This is a genomic window from Enterobacter cloacae complex sp. ECL414 (genome assembly GCF_021869685.1).
GTDB classification, from domain to species: domain Bacteria; phylum Pseudomonadota; class Gammaproteobacteria; order Enterobacterales; family Enterobacteriaceae; genus Enterobacter; species Enterobacter kobei.
In genome coordinates, this window is sequence record NZ_CP091481.1 from 518,149 (window position 1) to 538,227 (window position 20,079).

Annotated in this window: 14 protein-coding genes, 1 tRNA gene and 3 pseudogenes; 7 read left to right on the forward strand and 11 right to left on the reverse strand. The window is 51.2% G+C overall.

What is annotated here, in order from left to right; all coding sequences use genetic code 11:
• The first annotated feature begins 15 nt into the window (after nucleotides 1–15).
• From miaE to L3068_RS02445, 4 genes are all read left to right on the forward strand, one after another.
• Complete coding sequence (gene miaE / locus L3068_RS02430; protein WP_058690290.1) at nucleotides 16–774, forward strand: tRNA isopentenyl-2-thiomethyl-A-37 hydroxylase MiaE; 759 nt, start codon at nucleotides 16–18, stop codon at nucleotides 772–774.
• A gap of 30 nt (nucleotides 775–804) precedes the next feature.
• Nucleotides 805–1,527: a hypothetical protein gene (locus L3068_RS02435; RefSeq protein ID WP_058690289.1), complete on the forward strand. Its 723-nt coding sequence runs from the start codon at nucleotides 805–807 to the stop codon at nucleotides 1,525–1,527.
• A gap of 106 nt (nucleotides 1,528–1,633) precedes the next feature.
• A tRNA-Leu gene (locus tag L3068_RS02440) sits at nucleotides 1,634–1,718 on the forward strand.
• Nucleotides 1,719–2,044: 326 nt separating this feature from the next.
• Entirely contained in the window at nucleotides 2,045–2,347 is a 303-nt protein-coding gene (locus tag L3068_RS02445; protein WP_048997341.1) for a hypothetical protein, read from the forward strand.
• A 36-nt stretch (nucleotides 2,348–2,383) separates the two neighbouring features.
• Here L3068_RS02445 and L3068_RS02450 read toward each other — a convergent pair whose 3' ends face one another.
• The 8 genes from L3068_RS02450 to L3068_RS25300 all read right to left on the reverse strand — a co-directional run bounded on the left by L3068_RS02450 (nucleotide 2,384) and on the right by L3068_RS25300 (nucleotide 14,648).
• A complete protein-coding gene (locus tag L3068_RS02450) occupies nucleotides 2,384–5,227 on the reverse strand; it encodes an ATP-binding protein (protein ID WP_048997346.1) in 2,844 nt (947 codons plus the stop codon).
• Nucleotides 5,228–5,334: 107 nt separating this feature from the next.
• On the reverse strand, nucleotides 5,335–8,256 hold the full coding sequence (locus L3068_RS02455) for a DUF1156 domain-containing protein (RefSeq protein WP_048997340.1): 2,922 nt from the start codon (nucleotides 8,254–8,256) through the stop codon (nucleotides 5,335–5,337).
• Nucleotides 8,257–8,269: 13 nt separating this feature from the next.
• Nucleotides 8,270–8,863: a retron system putative HNH endonuclease gene (locus L3068_RS02460; RefSeq protein ID WP_048997339.1), complete on the reverse strand. Its 594-nt coding sequence runs from the start codon at nucleotides 8,861–8,863 to the stop codon at nucleotides 8,270–8,272.
• Nucleotides 8,864–8,866: 3 nt separating this feature from the next.
• The gene (locus tag L3068_RS02465) at nucleotides 8,867–10,276 is read right to left on the reverse strand and encodes an AAA family ATPase (RefSeq protein ID WP_048997338.1); all 1,410 of its coding nucleotides are present in this window, start codon (nucleotides 10,274–10,276) and stop codon (nucleotides 8,867–8,869) included.
• Nucleotides 10,273–13,815, reverse strand: a complete 3,543-nt coding sequence (locus L3068_RS02470; RefSeq protein WP_048997337.1) for a helicase-related protein — start codon at nucleotides 13,813–13,815, stop codon at nucleotides 10,273–10,275. Before L3068_RS02470 ends, L3068_RS02465 begins: the two co-directional genes overlap by 4 nt.
• Before the next feature lie 56 nt (nucleotides 13,816–13,871).
• A complete protein-coding gene (locus L3068_RS02475) occupies nucleotides 13,872–14,111 on the reverse strand; it encodes an HTH-like domain-containing protein (RefSeq protein ID WP_025368503.1) in 240 nt (79 codons plus the stop codon).
• 242 nt (nucleotides 14,112–14,353) lie between these two features.
• Nucleotides 14,354–14,488, reverse strand: coding sequence for a YagK/YfjJ domain-containing protein (locus tag L3068_RS25265; protein WP_252066347.1), 135 nt, complete (start codon nucleotides 14,486–14,488; stop codon nucleotides 14,354–14,356).
• A gap of 40 nt (nucleotides 14,489–14,528) precedes the next feature.
• Nucleotides 14,529–14,648 (reverse strand): YagK/YfjJ domain-containing protein, encoded by a 120-nt coding sequence (locus L3068_RS25300; protein ID WP_214577132.1) that lies wholly within the window; start codon nucleotides 14,646–14,648, stop codon nucleotides 14,529–14,531.
• 1,197 nt (nucleotides 14,649–15,845) lie between these two features.
• Between L3068_RS25300 and L3068_RS02480 the strand changes: the two genes are divergently transcribed.
• Nucleotides 15,846–16,487 carry a ParB N-terminal domain-containing protein gene (locus L3068_RS02480; protein ID WP_236904774.1) on the forward strand — a complete coding sequence of 214 codons (642 nt, stop codon included), beginning with the start codon at nucleotides 15,846–15,848 and terminating at the stop codon, nucleotides 16,485–16,487.
• Nucleotides 16,488–16,496: 9 nt separating this feature from the next.
• Here the strand turns inward: L3068_RS02480 and L3068_RS02485 are convergent.
• Nucleotides 16,497–17,267, reverse strand: a pseudogene (locus L3068_RS02485) (IS3-like element ISSen4 family transposase); the annotation flags it as partial.
• 73 nt (nucleotides 17,268–17,340) lie between these two features.
• Here L3068_RS02485 and L3068_RS02490 point away from each other — a divergent pair.
• Nucleotides 17,341–18,509, forward strand: a protein-coding gene (locus tag L3068_RS02490; RefSeq protein ID WP_094461488.1) for an IS3-like element IS911 family transposase whose coding sequence is annotated in 2 segments (ribosomal slippage) — nucleotides 17,341–17,590 and nucleotides 17,590–18,509 — 1,170 coding nt in all. Because the reading frame shifts where the segments join, the coding sequence is not laid out codon by codon here.
• Nucleotides 18,510–18,521: 12 nt separating this feature from the next.
• Here L3068_RS02490 and L3068_RS02495 read toward each other — a convergent pair.
• A pseudogene (locus L3068_RS02495) lies at nucleotides 18,522–18,874 on the reverse strand (transposase); the annotation flags it as partial.
• Between the two features lie 60 nt (nucleotides 18,875–18,934).
• Here L3068_RS02495 and L3068_RS02500 point away from each other — a divergent pair.
• Nucleotides 18,935–19,066: pseudogene (locus tag L3068_RS02500) on the forward strand (hypothetical protein); the annotation flags it as partial.
• Here L3068_RS02500 and L3068_RS02505 read toward each other — a convergent pair.
• On the reverse strand, nucleotides 19,052–20,059 hold the full coding sequence (locus L3068_RS02505; protein WP_214602770.1) for a LacI family DNA-binding transcriptional regulator: 1,008 nt from the start codon (nucleotides 20,057–20,059) through the stop codon (nucleotides 19,052–19,054). The pseudogene L3068_RS02500 and the gene L3068_RS02505 overlap by 15 nt on opposite strands.
• Between the last annotated feature and the right edge of the window lie 20 nt (nucleotides 20,060–20,079).

Sequence of the window (20,079 nt, forward strand, 5' to 3'; positions counted from 1 at the left end):
TTTCAAGGCAGAACCATGGATTACCCGCAGATACTCGCCCCCGTACTCAACTTCCTTCAGTGCCCGACCCCGCAAGCATGGATTGATAAAGCCCGCAACCCGGCAAACCTGCCGCTGCTGCTCACCGACCACATGGTGTGCGAGCTCAAGGCCGCCCAGACCGCGCTATTACTCGTGCGTAAATACGTCGCCGACGAAAGCGGTGCCGACGCGCTGCTCGACTGGCTCAAGCCCTACGAACAGTTCACCTTCCGCGACGGCCCGGAGCCGGACTTCATCGCCCTGCACAGGCAGATTGGCAAAAGCGTGATGCCCAAAACCGACGACCCGTGGGGCCAGGCGCTCATCGACAGCATGGTGCTGCTGATTAAAGAGGAACTCCACCACTTCTGGCAGGTGCGCGAGGCGATGCTGGCCCGCGACATTCCGTACGTCAAAATCACCGCCAGCCGCTACGCCAAAGGGATGCTTAAAGAAGTGCGCACCCACGAACCGCTGACGCTGATCGACAAACTCATCTGCGGCGCCTACATCGAAGCCCGCTCCTGCGAACGCTTCGCCGCGCTGGCCCCGTTCCTCGAGGACGACCTGCAGAAGTTTTATCTCTCGCTGCTGCGCTCGGAAGCGCGCCACTATCAGGACTACCTGACGCTGGCCCAGCAGGTGAGCGACAACGATATCTCACCGCGCATACAGCATTTTGGCGAAATTGAAGCCACACTTATCTCGACACCGGACAACGAGTTTCGCTTCCACAGCGGCGTGCCGGTGTAAACCGGCATAACGCAAGGATAAGGATGCGAGATGAATAAAACGTGGACCCGTATTGTGATTGTCGTCGTCGCGGCCGCCGCCGTGGCGTTCTGGGTGTTCTTCGACAGGCAGCGCGCGCCGGAACAGCAGATGGATGCTGCCCTTAACGCGATGCCCGCCTGGCAGGTGATTAAGGAGCAGGAGCCTGCGCTGCATCAGCGCATCCTCTACCAGATGGCCGCCCTGCAAAAAGCGGGCGAGCCGGAGCAGCAGATTATCGACACCATCCAGCCGCAGATCCTGCATCTGCAGATGTCGCGCCTGCAAAACGCCCCGGACGCCAACGTGGTGAACTACATGACCATCAACATGGAGCAGACCGCCGCCATCCAGAAGGTGAGTGACGACGCCTGCTTCCGCTTCCTCTACCCGATGGTGAAGGGCGGCGTGAACCCGATGCGCATGCTGGATAAAGACCTGATGGCGCGGCGCATGCAGGCCGACGCCGACATGATGCGCGCGGCCTACGGCAAAAACCGCCACACCGTGACGCCGGCCGAGCGCGAGGCGGCTGTCGAGGATGTGCGGCCGATTATGAAGGCGCTTGCCGATAAGTACGGCGAGGACATCCAGCTGCTGCAGATGCCGGAGAAGGCGGCGGGCAAAGAGAAGCTCTCCTGCGATATGGTGCAGGAGATGTGGGCGAAGGTGCTGGCGCTGCCGGAGCAGAAGGCGGCAGGGGTGATTCGGCTGGCGGTGTCTGAGCTGGAGTGACGAAGGGCGCTGGTTTTTTGGGCACTTAGCGCGGGTTTCGCGCGTCGTCGCTTGCATGGCGGCGCGCGACAGGTATAATCCACAACGTTTCCGCATCCCCTTCAGTGCCGAAGTGGCGAAATCGGTAGACGCAGTTGATTCAAAATCAACCGTAGAAATACGTGCCGGTTCGAGTCCGGCCTTCGGCACCAACTCACTAAATTCCTTACAATACAGCTTGTTAGGCAATTAAATCTGTCTCTTTTTCCTGTAAGAAATGCCCTGTTATGTCCCTTGAAAAAGCCGCTGTGGTTGATAGTGGTAATTGGGATGTTAACTCATAGCGGGTGTAGTTCCAAGCGTCAAACACGACAGACCGATCGCATCTCGGAGTGTGTTATTAAGGGGGGGCAGGTTAGTTGCCGCAGAAGGAATAATGTCGCTTGCGGAGAGGGGGATTGGGTTAATCACTCTCGCTGTGGTTAAGTCAACATTTTTGCTAGAATCTGCAGCTTAAATTCTGCCAGAACATCCGACTATGAAACTGCTAAACACCTATGATGACAAAGATGAAGCCGAAGAAGCACTAACCAAGCTCCTCGGTGAAAAACGCTTGGCCAGTGAACGAGATAGCACTGTGGTAATCTACAACCTGTTTGGTCAACCTACCTGGGGTAATTTCCATCGTCTTGGCATGTTCAACTTACCGGAGCTGCAGAAGATGCTGGAGCAGCGAAAGGCCGGGCATGTCATTGACAAAGCCAGACACAGCGAAATTTTGAGCATGCTGCGCTATGCCGCACAATCTTTCGAACTCACCATTCCCCAGCATTGGGTGTAAAAAAGGCCGGAAAATCCGGCCTTCATTTTTTGCGTTTTACTCTTCAAATTCAGCATTACCAAACTTCAGCATACTGCAGTTTTCTTTAATAGCTCGCTGTAAATTTGCATCAAACCCTTTCTCAGTGCGTGCATTAATCTCAATGGAGATCTCTACCTCAACACCGTATTGGCTGGCAAAATTTTGCACCACCTCGTCCATGATATTAGCAAAATCCATTTTGGCTCTGATGGCATCAAGTCGTACTGAACCATAAAACCGTGTTTTCTGGCTCTCTGTTATAATCACTTGACCAGTTCCAGAACCTGTGTCCGAGTCCTTGCCATCACTTGATTCGTCCTTATCGGTCCCATCGCGTCCATCTTTATCCGGATCAATCTTCTCACGCTCTTCTTCACTCTTCTCACGAGCTTCTTGCTCCAGCTTGGCTTGATAGCGCAGCGCAGCATCCCGGCTAATCAGAACGCTGTTCTCATCCAAAAACATGGTGGATGATTTGCCAAAAGCAAATCCTTCAAAGCGATCGTCACGCAGACCGGACGCAAAAGCGAAGAAATCGGTACTCTTGACAGCCTCTTCTACAGTTCGACGCAATATTTGGTCATTAACTAAACGAGGCATATAGAGGTACTGACAGGCATCCTGCCAGACCTTCACTGCACTGACTAACTCTACCCCATTGGTAAAATAGTATTTTTCCAACAAATTGCGCAGATGAACCGGTGACCACTCCTTGATTAACCACTCCTCTTCAGCTAGTTTACTTTCAATTTCCTGTATTAGTTTAGGTGCGCTGGAAGAGATTTGCGACACCTCCCACTCTAGCTGCTGACCGGGCTCCTGCAGCGGCGCCAGTAGCCACTTATAAGTGTCGCGGACCAAGCTATCAAACTGCTTCTTCGCCGTATCGCGATTCCCCTTGGCTTGGGTCAAATGCGCCAGATCCTGATTCAACACTCCGTTTTCAATATCGGTAACGATAGAGTGCCAGGCCAGATACGTTCTCCCCTGATCTTTCAAACGATTCAGGCTGTCATAATCGGCAGCGAGAAAGAACAGCCGATTTTGTTTCACACGTGGTTGCTCACCACGTTTAAACAAGATCACCTCAGCTGCTTTGAATGCCTGGTTAGTACTGCTACTACGGCTATAAGCAGAAAATGCCGACGGCTCCAGTACCACCAAACGCGGTCCATTGCCGTATTCATCAAGCACATCGCTGGAAGGTGTGAAAACGTGTATCCCGGCAAAACAGTGCTGGGAGCCAAAACACGCAGTAACTGACTTCTTAAGCAGCGGCGTCAACTCTTCACGCTCACTGACTTTACTCTTACGGGTTTCCATTTCCCGACGCAGATTAGGCTTAGTATCCAGCCAAAAACGATCTTTATCGCCATAAAGGTAGGTCAGACGATCTCGCAGCCGAACCAACGCATCCTTAAAGGTGGCCACTGTTTGCCCGGGCGAGCAGGCGCCCAGCATAATCCGCTCAGCCAGCAGGCCTCGATGCATCTGATCGCCTGTACTGGGAGCACTACCCAAAAATAGGGTACGCATCACCCTCCGTGCGGCGTGGAATTGACCAAAACGGGTATCTTGATTATCGATATCTGCCGCTTCAGAGCGCGAGCCATCCACCTCTTTTTCGATGACCGGTTCCCAACCCTGTGGTAGATAATGAATGCTCTTGCCACGCACATTACTGTCATCAAGGGGCAACGACCCCGGCATGATCAGCGCATCGCGGTTATCCGCCACCCACAAGCGATGGATCACTATCGCCATATATTGCAACACACCACGGGTGCGCTGAAACTTGTCCAGCGTAGACCAATCCTCATAAAGTCGGTCAAATACCTCCGGGTGGATCGGGTATGACTTGCACAGTCGGTCGTAATAGTGGCTGGATTGTGTTTCGTTCGGAAACTCCTGCGCATGCTGGCGATAGAAATCAGCATACTGCTGCGCAATACCCTGCACCTGAGCGGCATCACCAGCCGACTCAAACAAACGACGGCGCACAATCTCAAAGGCCTCTTCAGTGGCTACCGGCTTCCATACCGACTCAATCCGAGCAAAATATTTCTCCAGCGAATCCAGCGCCTTCTGCCCCATAGTGCCACCCACTTCCAAGGCCGACTCAGGCAAAGAAGCCAACAACATGGCATTGGGTACCGACTTCATCGCTTCAGTCAGCGCCTGAATAAAGGTGATATTGGAGTCGAAGGTTCCGGCATTAAACTGCTTGCCCACTTCCAACTGGCGCAAAAAAGCCACCAGCTCATCCATCAACACCACACAGGGTGCCGCCTTGGTCAGCAATTTGACTAACTGCTCTTTGCCCGGCGATGTGCCGTCGCGGTCACTGTCCGCCACTAGCTCATAGCCTTCATCGCCCAAAAGTTGCCAGGCTAACTCGCCCCACAGAGTATTGGCATGGATCACACCGTGCGCGCGTGCTTGGCTCACCGACAAGTTAATCCCATCGATCACCGCCACTCGGGCACCAGGTAAGTCATGAATCCCTGCCGCATCCAAAATCGGCGGAATACCCTGCAAGCGATCCGTGGTCACTGTGCGTGAGGCTAAGTGATAGACCGCAAGCATGGTGTGAGTTTTACCGCCACCAAAAGCCGTTTGCAGTTGGATCACTGGGTCGCCGCCCTTGCCTGCCAGCCGCTCGGCGACCGACCCCAATAACAAGCGCATCCCTTCCGTGATAAAGGTGCGCGCAAAAAACTGCTCAGCATCCTGATATTCTGCTGGTGCAGAGCCATTAGCGACTTGAGTAATATCTGCCGCAAATTCCGACTGTTTAAAGGTGCCTTCCAGTACATCGCGATGCGGGCGCGCAATCTCGCGCCAAGGTTTCAGACTCATAATTTCATTATCCGTTTCAATCCAATTAAATGTTGGCTTGGGCTCCAAATTTATTGAGCAAAGAAGTGTCATCGCCTATCTGCTCAGGAATCTTCGACTTCTCACCTTTAGAGATCCAGGCTATAGCTTTCCCCCACTTGCCCACTGTTGGTCATGGCGCTTTGAATTGCATCCCACGCGGTGACCAATTCGTTATAGGCGCGGGCTTCTTGTGCCCAACCTTTACGTTCGCAGAGGGTGTAGAGGCGATACGCCAGCGAGCGGATCGCGTCGCTCTTGTCTGATAGTCGCCCCAGCATAGCACCGGCACCGCTGGCGCCTTCGCTGTTCAGGATCCGGATCAACTGATGCAGTCCTTCCCATACGGGAGTACGGTTGTCTCGCTCTGGCGCCCAGTCGGTGGGCAGTTCGGTCCATTTGAGTAGTTGCACCTCACCCTGGCCGCTACTTATCACCCCGGCATCTTGCAAGCCTGCCACGCTGGTGCCCTTGGCGCGGGCTAATACGTCGGCTTCACCGAACTTACCCACGCGCCAGCCCTGCTGTTCAAACCAGTGCAGGCAGAATTGGGTATCGTTGTCAAAGTCATCTTCGGCCAAGAAGCGGTTAATCAGTTGCAGTGCTGTCTTCACGCTCATCTTGCTGCCATCAGCTTCGAGCACTGCGGAATATTTACTGAAGATGCCCATACCGGGGCCAATAATGGCTTGCGACAAGTCCACCGGCGCCACCGCTGATTGGCTGATACCCAGGGCATCGATGCTGCCCTGGGTCATTTCATCCAGCGCCTCCGGCAATACCCGGTTAAGTTCTCGGATAAACTGACGGCGGCTGATGCTATCGGCATTCGCCGCGCGCTTATTGCACACCAACACTACGCTGGAAGCCAGCGCATTAGTGCCAGAACCGATCATGCGATTGCCCATCTCTGTGCGCATTGGCCAAGTGCCATTAATGGCAAAACCAGCATCGATCACCGCCTGCAAAAAGGTCTCCCAGCCGGCACTGGAGGTGCCGTCGGCCTTGGTTTCCGACTGCTTAAAGGCATAGTAGATAGTGACCGGAAACGCCGGGTGGGCCTGCTCCGCTAACTGGTGAATCGCCTTACGCATACCATCCAAGAAGAACGCCTCGGCGCCATCCTTACCGCCGTGGCGATAGGGGGTTGCCACTAATTCTTCAGCCTTTGGCACCGCCATGGTGGCATAGAGGCTAGGAAAGATCGGGCGCAGCGATTTACGCAGCCAGACATAGAAAAAGTCTGACAGATCGGCATAACCGATATTGTCGTAATAAGGTGGGTCAGAGGAAATAACTTTGTCTCGACTAATATTCTGTGTTTGAGCATCAGACTGACTTACCACACCTCGGCCGTATGCTGGCAAATATTCACTTAATACTCGGATACCTTGATCAAGTGCATTTTCATAGCTACCAGCCGACCCACCGATGAAATTTGCTTCTGCAAAATCCCAAGTCATTGGGATTGCTTGTCTACCAAAAGTATTTCTTAAACTATCCCGGCTTGAGTCCCAGCCACAAATCGATGAGCCTCTGTCACTCATTTTATTGATGCCAAAAGTAAGATACACCCCTACCGCTTGCGCATAGGCGGTGGCGCCGGTTCCACCTGCATCCAGGCCCTGACCATCGTCCTCCATCCCGGCAGAAAGAGCATCTTCGCGGCAGCAGATAATGGCTTCGCCAACCAATTCGGAGAAGGTATTCAATGCTACCAATTGACGGGGGGTGAATAAATCGCCAAATTTATCCAAACCATAGTTTGGTGTTTTAAAATCACGTGGATTATTGGGCAAAGACATTTCCGGTGACCACTCAGGCTGAGCTTGCAAAGCGGTCATCACTTGGCTCTTGCTAGGCGATAGATAAACTCGCCCCTTTTTCCCTTCCGCTACAATCGCCATCAAGCGTTGTTCCATCCGTCCGGCACTACCTTCACTACGAATGTATTTGTAATCGACTGGAGAACCTGACATCAGACAGATAAAAGCTGCACGCTTCCCTGCCGTAGTACCGACTTTGGCTGACTCTGGTGGCGTTCCCACTTTAACAGTGAAATAGTAGCTATCCCCTGTTACTACTGGCTCAACATACGCCTCTTTACCTACCTTAGAGGAAAGAATAAAAGTCGAGGCCAGCGGTATATGTACATGGGAAAACGCCGGGTTAGGACTCTTAACGGTACGGGCCCAGAGCCATGCGATAACCGTCAACTCGTCGCCCAAGTAAGGTCTTAGATCTGGCCGCTCGGCTACCATCGCCTCGGTGACAAGCACCTTGGGATAGAGATGACCTATTCGTTTCTCGGCCTCATCGCGCATCCAGGCGCCATAACGGCGCACATCTTCGGCCAGCCCTTTGGCCCCCGACCAATCTTCAAAGGCATCTTTAGTGGCCTTTTTCTTGCTGATTTTATCGGTGACCGGCTCTGGTCCAACGGGTGCACGGCCGGCAAATTTGGGCGGGATCTCAATCATCGCCTTGTTGATGGTGACAGCCACTGGATTTAAGTCGGAGGCATGGGATTCCAATCCTAAGCGCTGGGCTTCGAGTGGCAGCGCGCCGCCACCGGCGAAGGGGTCGTGAAAGCCGGGCAATTTGTTGGGATTAAACAGTTCAGCCGCATCTGGGTGGTCTTTGTTAAGGGCACAGATTTCGCGCCAGCTCTCTATGATGGCCTCGCGCGCCTGATTGAGCACAGCCTCGTTATTGGTATTTTCCCACTTCACCAACTCGCGCAAGATATTAAACAGCTTTTCGCGCTTTTGGGCAGCTTCTTGCTTGTTCACACCATACTTGAAACCGTCCCCCTGCTGGTAGCCAGGGTCGTTCACCATCTGGGCAAAAATCACCGCTCGTGCGGCAGCTAGGGGGCGACGCGCCCACCACAGATGCAAAGTGGAGGGATGGCCGTGGCGTATGGACTTCTCACGCGCCGCTGCGGCGTTGATATCGTCCAGCGGCAGCGCCACTTCGATCAGTTTTTTGGGGGATTTAATGGAAGTCATGGGTGTTCCAACATTAGATAGATGCAGCAATCAGTGCGCGAAATGGCGCTGATTGCAAAAATTGGTCAAAATCGTCTGGCGCCGTTTTTAGCACAGTAACTGCTTGGGTGAACCATTTTTTCCGTTCACTGATCAGATTGGGATCCTTATTCAACCCCAGCATGTCGCGCGTTTGTACAACAGGATGACGCTGCCTTCTGGTCAGTGTGGGTAGCGGTTCAACCCAACCGTTGCTACTGGCTATGGCCCATTGCTGATTGCAACCTGGACCGGGCTCGATGGGCAACAAGCCATTCCCTTTGCTCTGGCCACAGGTCTGATTATTGATGCAGCTATGGGCATAGTTGTGATAGTCAAAACAGAGATGAGGATGTGCATTTGCCCCCGCTTTAGGCTTGATATGCTCGACTTGCCCCTCAGTAGACTTAAGATGCTGTTCACAATAAACACACAGACCACCCTGGTCTTGATGCAGATCGGCTTTTACTGCATCTTTCACCGCTTTAAATGCAGTGCTATCAAAATCTGCGGCTGTGGCTGCCGGGGTAGCTGTGCGGTATTGCGTCAACGCCGGGGTTGGCATCGCACGATGCTGAAGTTCTATCATGGATTATGACCCTTTTGCTGCCAGCTTACGCTGTGCCAAGAATCGCCAAGTGGCCAGATCACTCTCATGAAACTGATATCCCGCCTGCTCAAGGGCTGCCAACAGAGTTGTTGCGCGTTCAGACGTTTCCTCTCCTGATCTAACCAGTAATTCGTATTCACTAATGGTCTCTTGCAGCGGCAGGCTTGGCTGGCTATGAGTTTCCATAACCTTGGCCAGTGCATCACTGTTCTCATGGGCCAGCGGGCTAAAAGGCGGTATTCTGGCATAGGCGCCGTGTTCATCAGAGCCAAGTTGACGAATATTCTCTTTGGCTACTGTGGTGAGGACCTGCGGGCTATGGGTGGTGACAATAAATTGCAGCAAAGGAAATGCCTCTTGTAGCGCTCCAAGTACTTGCTGTTGCCACGCCGGATGCAGGAACATATCCACTTCGTCAATCAGCACGATGCCTGCAGTTTTCTGTGCAGCTTTGTCCTTCAGATGTGGATTCAGCTTGATACAGCGAAAAGCGATATCCGACACAGTGGCTACTATATTGCGCAGACCATCACTGAGCATCGCGAGCGGCATATAGCCATGCTGTGGGTGTTCCATCACCAGTTGCTGCCCCATGCTGGCGCGGTATTGCAGGTCGTGCCAACCGGTCAGCGAGCTCGTAAGAGTGTTGATGGCACGCTGCACAACCTCAATGGCAGCGGCAAAGTAGGCCAACGAGCTCTGATCCTGGGGCTTGCTCTGATTTTCTAGCTGACCAATTTGCAGCTCGCGATAGCTGCGAAATACCCAGCCATACCAGGATTCAAACTGCTTATAGCTCGAGGTCGCCGTCAGGCAGTTTTGATAGCCCCAAAGACGCGAAAATACACTGGCATCGAGCTTTTTATCCTCCGCTTCTGAGGTATAGCGCCCCTGATACCATAGACGGCCAGTACCTAAATAGACAATCAAGGGTAACGCGATAGTATCTGCTGCGGCTTGCTGCCCCTTGTAGATGGCAGACTGGTAGTTCTTGGCAAGCCGGGTCAGAACTTGCGTCGACCTATCACCTTTGCTTTGAGTTCGTGGCTTGACTTGCTCACGGACCTGTTGCCATTCGAACAGATGTGGCTGTTTTTCACGAATGGGGATACCTGTGGCCTGAGCTGTAATCTGGCAGGGTAATATCGGTTCCATCTCTTGCTCGCGACGTTCAAGACGCACATCTTCAATCTGAATGGTGGCTGACTTGCCTGTTTGGCTACCCAGATCAAAGCCTTTGACAAAGGGCCATAACGCAATGCGAACGGCATCAAGGATCGTCGTTTTGCCCGCACCATTGGGGGCGGTTAACACCGTCAACTGCGGGTGGAAAGTCACATCTAGCTGCTCAAAACATCGGAAGTTTTTTAAGCTAACTTGTTCAATTTTCATAAGCTGCCTTCAGCATTGGTGGAGCGTGCCAACAGATCCGCTAAGTCGTAATTGATGCTTGCCACGCCCAAATCCGGCTCTTTGGTAAAAGGCTGGCGAATGTAATACGGGCCTTCAGCCTTGTCCCCCTCTACTAGCACGATAGCCAGCAAAAATTTGTCTGCCTGGTTAAGGGCATAGAGGATCTCGTTACGGCTGACGGTGATGGTGATCTGTCCTTTGCTGCGGCCTTTCACTTCAATGTGACGATCTTGTGGCAAGGAGCCATCACTTTTGAGTGGCGGGCGCGCGGTGATATCCCACCCACATTTATCCGCTGCTACATCGATAACCATGTGGCCTAAAGCCTGTTCAGCATCGGTTACTGCCTGCATTGCGACCCGTTCTATATGGGCGCGGCTGGCCGCATCGGGGCTAAACATGACCTCCCCCTTACGTTTGGCCAATAGCCCTTGCGGGATCACCAGAGCACTACCAATGACCACCGGGGTGCTGGAGACCACTTGCTTGAGCGCGGTGAGTTCAGCTGTGCGCTGCTGTAAACGGGCGGTAAGTTCATCAACACGCCGACGCGCGTTTTCTGGCTGCATTCTGGGCTGCTTGCCAGACTTCACATCATCACTGAGTTTGAGATAGCGGTCTTGCCAATAGTTGATTTCTTTGATCAAGCGCTCATGTACTGCTGCCAAGGTTTTGTCTGCCTGAAGCTCACGCCGGGTTTTTACTTCAGCAAAATGCTCTGGCACCAGTTTTTCAGAGGCCAGCTGCAGCGCCAGTGGTTCCAGTGGTTGGGATAACCAAGGGGAGCAGAGAATATCTTGTACTAGTGCCAAGTCCCCCTTGCTGATGGGCACCAAGTCCAAGTGTGGCGCCCAGCCTGCAAAACTGGCCTGACAGGCTCTATCTATCGCAACAAATTGTAAGCGGCGGGAGGCGATACTTTTTGCTTGTTCCGCCGTTTCTCTGACCGAGTGTTCCAACATAATGATTAGGCGGGGTTCATCGCCGTCATCAGCCGGATCAACCAACACGGCGCCCTGTTTCAGTTTGCCGCGATGGGCTTGCAAGGTAAGGTCCAGCACGGAATGCATCAGAGGATGCATCGGGTGCAACAGCTCAGCTAACACCTTGCCAGTAGGACGAGTTAACTGCTTTTCGAAGCAGACCCGTTCGTAACGTGGTAGTACCGGCGTACGGCTTTCCCCTATGGTGCGATCTCGCTCGCGGATAACAGCTGGGACATGCCTGATCTCGTATCGGCCTTGTTCGCGCTCGCGCAAATCGCCCCCCAACATTTGGAAGGCCTCCTGAAAGAAGGCTCGGATAAAAAAGGGCTGCAAACGTCGCGCTTCGGCTTTTTCCATCTGCTCTTTGATGGCATACAGCCCTTCCATTCCCATGTGGGATTCAACCAGGGCGTTGCGGCGCATGATCTCCTTGAGATGGTCACTATCTAGCGCCCCCTCAATTGCTTGGTCCATTCTGGCGCGCACAGCAGGATCTTCACCATAGCGAATGGCATCCATCAGCAGCTGTTTGAGTGAAACGTTGTCGAACGCCTCCCCCAATATGTCGAACACCTTACCGCCAAGTGCTTGTTTCTCAATTTCTAACTTGGCGAACAGTTTTTGGAATACTTCACCTTCACGGGTTTCATTGGCGACAATGTTCCACAAGTGGCACACCTCTTTTTGGCCAATTCGGTGTATCCTGCCAAAGCGCTGTTCCAGTCGATTGGGGTTCCATGGCAGGTCATAGTTGACCATCAAGTTTGCGTTTTGCAGGTTGACACCTTCACCCGCAGCGTCGGTGGCAATGAGCACCAACACTGTGGGGTCACTGCGAAACTCACTCTGGATTTTACGCCGCTCATCACGGTTGGTTCCGCCGTAAATCACCCTGACAGCGTTTGACTGGCCAAGCAGATCACTGACTCGCTGACGCAAATAATTGAGCGTGTCTTTATGCTCGGTAAAGATGATCAGTTTACGACGGCTACCATCGCGGTTTTTCATTTCCGGCGAGTCTTGCAGTAAAGCGGATAGCTGTTCCCACTTTTTATCATTGCCTGATTGCACCAACACCAGAGCTTGTTGCTCCAGAGCCTTGAGTGACTGGATTTCGGCGTCGAGCTCTAATATGGTCTCGGCTGCAGTAGCCTGATCTGCTACTTGCTCAGCATAGAGCTCGTACTCCTCAGCGCTTAAATCTTCATCCAGATCGTCCCAATTATCCGGTAAATCGAGCTGTTTAGTCACTGTATAGCTACCCAGCGTTTCAGCTACACCGGTTTGTTTAGCCTTCTGGCCACGGGCCAACAGCTTCATCTCTGCAAGCTTGTCTTTAAGACGATTACGACGCCGTTTTAACGATTGATAGATTGCCTCCGGGCTGGATGCCAAACGTCGTTGCAATTGCGTTAGTGCAAAGCCAACTGTGTTTTTTTTCTTGTTGTCGAGTTTGTCGGCTCGATTCATCTCTTCTCTCACATAAGTGGTGACCTGCTCATAAAGACTTGCTTCGAGAGGAGAGAGATCATAGTTGGCTGTATAGGCCCGACGCTCAGGGAATAACGGTGTGCCATCAAAGGTCAATAGCTCTTCTTTCACCATTCTGCGCATCATGTCAGTAATATCGACTTTATGGGCGCCTTCGCGAAACTTGCCGTAGAACCGATCACTGTCGAGCAGTGACATCCAGACCTGAAAGTCTTCTTCCTTGCCATTGTGTGGCGTGGCTGTCATCAACAAGAAATGGCGGCAAATAGACCCAAGCAGTTCGCCTAGTGCGAAGCGCTTGGTCTTATTGATTTTGTTACCAAAATAGTTCGCTGAGAGTTTGTGCGCTTCGTCGACAATGATCAAATCCCAGTCGGTATTACGCAGCTTTTCTTGTAGCTCGTCGCTACGGGAAAGCTGATCCAGACGGCAAATCAGGCGATCTGTTTCGGTAAAAAAATTGCCCGTTGCACACTGTTCCTGCTTTTCTTTGCTGAAGATTTCAAATTGCAGGCCAAACTTTTCAAATAGCTCGTCTTGCCATTGTTCGGTCAGTGAGCCAGGGGATACCACCATAATCCGTCTGGCATCAGCTCGCAGCAGCAGCTCAGAAATGAACAAGCCAGCCATAATCGTTTTGCCCGCGCCAGGATCATCGGCCAAGACATAGCGCAGCGGCTGCTTAGGTAGCATATATTCGTAAACGGCTGAAATTTGGTGCGGCAAGGGGTCAACATTGGCCATGTTGACAGCCATCATTGGATCAAACAGAGCTGCTTGTGATATACGATATGCTTCCAGCCCCAGTTTGAAATCGCCCCCGTCAGCATCAAACGCCCATGCTCGGCCCACTGTCGCGAGCTCAAGCGCCATCTCATCACTTCGAAACAACATGCGTTCTGCCAATACGCCCTTACTGTCTTTGTAGTAAACCGTCAGAGCGTGCTCACCGATCTGCTCCACTGTCACCACGCGAACCACTTGCCCTTCGACAATGCCGCGGACCTGAGCATCTTTCTTGATCTCTTCGAGCTTAAGCATGTTGTCCCTTAATAACTTGCTGGTTTATAAACCGGTTTTCGCGAAGTTCAACGATATTAGAGCTTGTAGGTATCGAGCCCAGCAAGCTTTAGTCGAGTAGTCAGATTACGCATCTTGCTGAATTCGGTACCAAGGCTCTCTTTGAGCCCAACCCCTTCACAAAACTCCCGCGAAGTCACGTGTTTAAGCTCATCTGCATATTTGAGCATTTGTAGATGTAGCTCGACTGTATATTGGTTGCGAGGTGCAACTGACAAGGCTTGCTTGATCTGCTGATAGATCTCTTGTTCAGACACTAATGACTCCAAGTAAACTAAAACAGCTAATTTAGCTAAATTAGCTACTGAACACCTTCAGTGCAAGCATCATTAATCTTTGATGTTAATCAACTGACTGCTTTTTGCACGATCGATTACTCATTACTCATTACTCATTACTCATTAAATGTTTGTACCTTCCCTAAACCTCGCGCAAATTGAGGGATCATTTCCCCATCAACCACGAGGAAGACCTACTTGGAGCGGCTAAATTTATATCATTAATGGCTGCAGACAAACGAGCGTTCACCTCGACTGTATGATTTGGTGTGTTCTTTCGCAAAGAGGCTCAGACGAAAAGTGAGCTTATCGTAAACTACACAAAAGTCTGTGTCGTTGGCGCCGAGATAATACACTGTATTATCTTGGGATGCGGACCCGCGTACAGAATTCGGGTTAAGAGCTTAGTTGTAAAGCGCTCGGCCAAGCTTTACGTACCAGGTTGGCTAATCCTGTTCCATCTTCTCGATAGCTCCCAAGTTGATTGAATATGCCTTTGTTAACGAAGAGTTTCATGTGCTACTCCAAGCTGGCGTGTTTGCTATGCACGAACAAAATACATGCAAACAGACCATAAGCTCTGCATCTGTATCGATCTCTGTCATACAAAAGAAGAACAATGAACAAGAAGAAAACTATGGAAATGTCCATATCACTGTGGCTAATGGTGGCCCAGTCATCGAGTTATGCTGTGAGCCAGAGGAATCGGAGGACGAAGGAATTGAGGATGTAGGTCAATTGAATGGATTTTTGATACCCTAGAGTTAGAGCCAGAATCAACAGAGCGCTACCAATTAACCGACAAAGATGAGGAAGATGCTTTTATCCGTAAAGGTTCTATTGGGATGGGCCGAATGGCGCTTGATGTTTTAGAGTCTTTCGAGGAAGATGACGAGTTGCAGAGGGCAGCATCTGACCCAGCCAGCTGTGTTTGTTCTGGTTCGATATCGAAAATCATGAAATTAAATATTGGTGTCTGGGTTTGTATAATGATCTTTTTATTTTAATTTATGAGGTTTAGTTATATTTCCGAGTTCGGCTTTAACACCAAAAATGATTGTGATTATAAACATAAAAAGATGCCTTAGGGCGTTTTTTTGTTATAAATAAACAAGCCTGTCGAAGCTTTACATGCGAATGTTTTTTTGTTGGTATTTTTAATTTATCAATTTCTTTTTCGTTGTAGCTATATATTTAGTCATGTAAGTTTTAAATGAAATTGACTAATAGTTAACAAAGTAAAGATGAAGCTGAAAAAAATATTAGAGTTAATAACTAATGAAAAGAGACTTACAAATGAAAGATGTGGTATGAAAGTTATATAAACTTTATTCTGTAGGTTTGGTTTGGGTAATATCTCTAAGATGGAAATATTTAGGCTTACAGGGCTGGGAGTGATCTCATATGAAAATAAAAAACTTTCAATTGATTTCGGAGGGTGCTCCAAAGTTATAATTATGCTGAAACATATCAGTAGTATCTATGGTCTTGATATTCCTGAGCATTGGTCATTATAAAGGAATGATTCATCTAATTTATGATTGTTTCATACTACTCAACTACGGAGGGAAGTGAAATAACTTCTGTCAGTTTTTATACCAAAAATAGTAGGTTTTTTTGAAAATGTTCAAAGTGAAATGTTTGTGTTATTGATTTTTTATTTTCTGTGTGATATGTGTTTATGCTACCTTTAATAGCATAAGTGATTGATACATGGAACGAATTGATTATAGTTCATGGCAACGGCTAAGTTTATCTGTTGCTAACTTAAAATTAGATAAAATGAACCCAAGAATTCCTAGTTATGTTTTTACTAGGAATCAGAAGGATATTTTTAACTATTTATTTAATAATGAAAAAATAGAGCGTTTAGCTGCAAAAATTGTAGATAAAGGATTTATAGCACATGATCCTATTTATGTGGTTAAAGAGGGTGATGCTTATATTGTTGTTGAAGGTAATAGGCGTGTTTCCGCTCTGAAATGTTTACTTGATCCTGGTATGGCTCCTTCTGCCAGTAAAAAGAGGAAATTAGAACGTCTCAAGAATAGCCTAGGTAGTGAGCTTATAGAAAAAGTAGAAGTTTATGTAGCGCCTTCCCGTCGAGCTGTAGAAAACGTGCTTTATGAATTACATGCCGAAGGCAAATTGCAATGGAGTAGGCAGCAAAAAAATAGATTCATTGCGGGTGTTGGGATAGAAGATGGTGAATCACTTGAGGATATTGCTGAGCGATTCAATGTTAAAGTTTCTGAAATTCAAGACTCTGTACAAGAGTATATCCTTGAAAGATATTTTACCGAGTTAGATTTACCTACAGATATAGAAGATAAAGTGACCTGCCCCCACGATTAGATACAACACTCAGTTAGTAACGTCGGAATCTTCATTCTCAGAATGACCCTTTCTCCAGCCCGCTGCAAATTCAGACGGTGTCTGATAATTCAGCGTGGAGTGCGGGCGGCATTCGTTATAATCCTGCCGCCAGTCATTAATAATTTTCCTGGCATGAACGATATCGCTGAACCAGTGCTCATTCAAACATTCATCGCGAAATCGTCCGTTAAAGCTCTCAATAAATCCGTTCTGCGTTGGCTTGCCCGGCTGGATTAAGCGCAACTCAACACCATGCTCAAAGGCCCATTGATCCAGTGCACGGCAAGTGAACTCCGGCCCCTGGTCAGTTCTTATCGTCGCCGGATAGCCTCGAAACAGTGCAATGCTGTCCAGAATACGCGTGACCTGAACGCCTGAAATCCCAAAGGCAACAGTGACCGTCAGGCATTCCTTTGTGAAATCATCGACGCAGGTAAGACACTTGATCCTGCGACCGGTGGAAAGTGCGTCCATGACGAAATCCATCGACCAGGTCAGATTGGGCGCCGCCGGACGGAGCAGCGGCAGACGTTCTGTTGCCAGCCCTTTACGACGTCTTCTGCGTTTTACGCCCAGGCCACTGAGGTGATAAAGCCGGTACACGCGCTTATGATTAACATGAAGCCCTTCACGGCGCAGCAACTGCCAAATACGACGGTAGCCAAAACGCCTGCGCTCCAGTGCCAGCTCAGTGATGCGCCCTGATAAATGCGCATCAGCAGCCGGACGGTGAGCCTCATAGCGGCAGGTCGACAGGGATTGAAGTGGCACACTGAATTTGGCCACCTGAACAGAGGTGATATGCTCACCTCAGAACAACACAGGTGCTCCAATGAAAAAAAGAAATTTCAGCGCAGAGTTTAAACGCGAATCCGCTCAACTGGTTGTTGACCAGAACTACACGGTGGCAGATGCCGCCAAAGCTATGGATGTTGGCCTTTCCACAATGACAAGATGGGTCAAACAACTGCGTGATGAGCGTCAGGGCAAAACACCAAAAGCCTCTCCGATAACACCAGAACAAATCGAAATACGTGAGCTGAGGAAAAAGCTACAACGCATTGAAATGGAGAATGAAATATTAAAAAAGGCTACCGCGCTCTTGATGTCAGACTCCCTGAACAGTTCTCGATAATCGGGAAACTCAGAGCGCATTATCCTGTGGTCACACTCTGCCATGTGTTCGGGGTTCATCGCAGCAGCTACAGATACTGGAAAAACCGTCCTGAAAAACCAGACGGCAGACGGGCTGTATTACGCAGTCAGGTACTTGAGCTACATGGCATCAGCCACGGTTCGGCCGGAGCAAGAAGCATCGCCACAATGGCAACCCGGAGAGGCTACCAGATGGGACGCTGGCTTGCTGGCAGGCTCATGAAAGAGCTGGGGCTGGTCAGCTGTCAGCAGCCGACTCACCGGTATAAACGTGGTGGTCATGAACATGTTGCTATCCCTAACTACCTTGAACGGCAGTTCGCCGTGACCGAGCCAAATCAGGTGTGGTGCGGTGATGTGACCTATATCTGGACGGGTAAGCGCTGGGCGTACCTCGCCGTTGTTCTCGACCTGTTCGCAAGAAAACCAGTGGGCTGGGCCATGTCGTTCTCGCCGGACAGCAGGCTCACCATGAAAGCGCTGGAAATGGCATGGGAAACCCGTGGTAAGCCCGGCGGGGTGATGTTCCACAGCGATCAGGGCAGTCATTATACGAGCAGGCAGTTCCGGCAGTTATTGTGGCGATACCAGATCAGGCAGAGTATGAGCCGGCGCGGAAATTGCTGGGATAACAGCCCAATGGAACGCTTCTTCAGAAGTCTGAAGAACGAATGGATACCGGTGGTGGGTTACGTAAGCTTCAGCGAGGCAGCTCACGCCATAACGGATTATATCGTTGGATATTACAGCGCACTAAGACCGCACGAATATAACGGTGGGTTACCCCCAAACGAATCGGAAAATCGATACTGGAAAAACTCTAACTCGGTGGCCAGTTTTTGTTGACCACTTCACTTCAGATAAACCTGTAAGCCTGCAGGCACGACGTTGCGACAGACCGGTCGCATCACACATCAACATCACGGCTTCCCGCTTCTGGTCTGTCGTCAGTACTTTCGCCCAAGAGCCACCTGAAGCGCCTCTTTATCCAGCATGGCTTCGGCAAGCAGCTTCTTGAGTCTGGCGTTCTCTTCCTCAAGCGACTTCAGGCGCTTAACTTCAGGCACCTCCATACCGCCATACTTCTTACGCCAGGTGTAAAACGTGGCATCGGAAATGGCATGCTTGCGGCAGAGTTCACGGGCGGGTACCCCAGCTTCGGCTTCGCGGAGAATACTGATGATCTGTTCGTCGGAAAAACGCTTCTTCATGGGGATGTCCTCATGTGGCTTATGAAGACATTACTAACATCGGGGTGTACTAATCAACGGGGAGCAGGTCACTATTTTCTCGACCCGGACGGACACAAGCTGGAACTGCACGTGGGCAGCCTCGCCGCGCGGCTGGCGGCGTGTCGCGAGAAGCCCTATGCGGGCATGGTGTTTACCTCAGACGAGGCTTGAGGCGCGCACCTTCAGCCTGCCCGCCAGCGTCACGTGCGTGGCGGCATCTTCCTGATTGCACAGGTACTCCACCGCCAGCCGTCCCAGCTCGCTGTAGGGCAGCTGGATACTGGTCAGCGGCGGAGTGAGCTGCTCGGAGATCTTCTGGTCGTCGTAGCCCGCCAGCAGCATGTCCTGCGGGATGCGCACGTCGTTCACCGCCAGCGCCTGATAGCAGCCAATCGCCAGCCAGTCGCTGGCGCAGAAGATGGCGTCCGGGCGCTCGGCCAGTTCCAGCAGGGACGTGGTGGCGGTAAAGGACTCGCTGAACTGCCAGTTGGTCTGGCGCACCAGGCCCTCGTCACACGCGAGTCCGGCCTGTTCCAGCGCCGCCTGGTAGCCCGCCAGACGCTGGCGGGAGGCCTCCATCCAGCTCTCCCCGGTAATGTGGGCGATGCGCGTCGCCCCGCAGGCAATCAGGTGTTTAGTGACCTGAAAAGCATTGGCGTAGTCATCCGGAATAAATGACGGCAGCAGCGGCGAGCCGGGGTCGCGCTGGTTGAGCAGCACCAGCGGGATGCGGGTGCAGTCCTGGAAAGCCGTCATGTCCACCAGCGTGGTGACCGGAGATGCGAGAATAATCCCGATGCAGTTGCGCTTCTCCAGCTGGCGGATGATGTTCAGCGCCAGCTCGATGTCGTCGCCGTAGTCGTAGACGGTGAGCAGGGTCTCGTTGCGCCACGCGGCTTCCCGCGCCTGGCTGATGGCGTCAATAAACGGGTCGAAGCTCTGCATGGAGCTGACCAGCAGGGCGATCTCTTCCTGGTTGCGCGGGGCGTGAACGGCGGGGAGGCGGTCGTAGCCGAGCTCGGTGGCGACGTTTATCACCCGCTGGCGGGTGTCGTCGCTGAGCTTGATGTTGCGGGACTGGTTAAGCACCAGCGATACCGTCGCCTGCGACACCCCTGCCGCCCGCGCAATATCGTTCATCGTCACTTTCGGTTTTCGCTTCATCCGTCCTCTCCCTTTCGCGA

Bases quoted from the DNA above. Each gene is read 5' to 3' on its own strand.
- miaE (WP_058690290.1), top strand. From the start codon at position 16: ATGGATTACCCGCAGATACTCGCCCCCGTACTCAACTTCCTTCAGTGC.
- L3068_RS02435 (WP_058690289.1), top strand. From the start codon at position 805: ATGAATAAAACGTGGACCCGTATTGTGATTGTCGTCGTCGCGGCCGCC.
- L3068_RS02445 (WP_048997341.1), top strand. From the start codon at position 2,045: ATGAAACTGCTAAACACCTATGATGACAAAGATGAAGCCGAAGAAGCA.
- L3068_RS02450 (WP_048997346.1), bottom strand. From the start codon at position 5,227: ATGAGTCTGAAACCTTGGCGCGAGATTGCGCGCCCGCATCGCGATGTA.
- L3068_RS02455 (WP_048997340.1), bottom strand. From the start codon at position 8,256: ATGACTTCCATTAAATCCCCCAAAAAACTGATCGAAGTGGCGCTGCCG.
- L3068_RS02460 (WP_048997339.1), bottom strand. From the start codon at position 8,863: ATGATAGAACTTCAGCATCGTGCGATGCCAACCCCGGCGTTGACGCAA.
- L3068_RS02465 (WP_048997338.1), bottom strand. From the start codon at position 10,276: ATGAAAATTGAACAAGTTAGCTTAAAAAACTTCCGATGTTTTGAGCAG.
- L3068_RS02470 (WP_048997337.1), bottom strand. From the start codon at position 13,815: ATGCTTAAGCTCGAAGAGATCAAGAAAGATGCTCAGGTCCGCGGCATT.
- L3068_RS25300 (WP_214577132.1), bottom strand. From the start codon at position 14,648: ATGAAACTCTTCGTTAACAAAGGCATATTCAATCAACTTGGGAGCTAT.
- L3068_RS02480 (WP_236904774.1), top strand. From the start codon at position 15,846: ATGGAACGAATTGATTATAGTTCATGGCAACGGCTAAGTTTATCTGTT.
- L3068_RS02505 (WP_214602770.1), bottom strand. From the start codon at position 20,059: ATGAAGCGAAAACCGAAAGTGACGATGAACGATATTGCGCGGGCGGCA.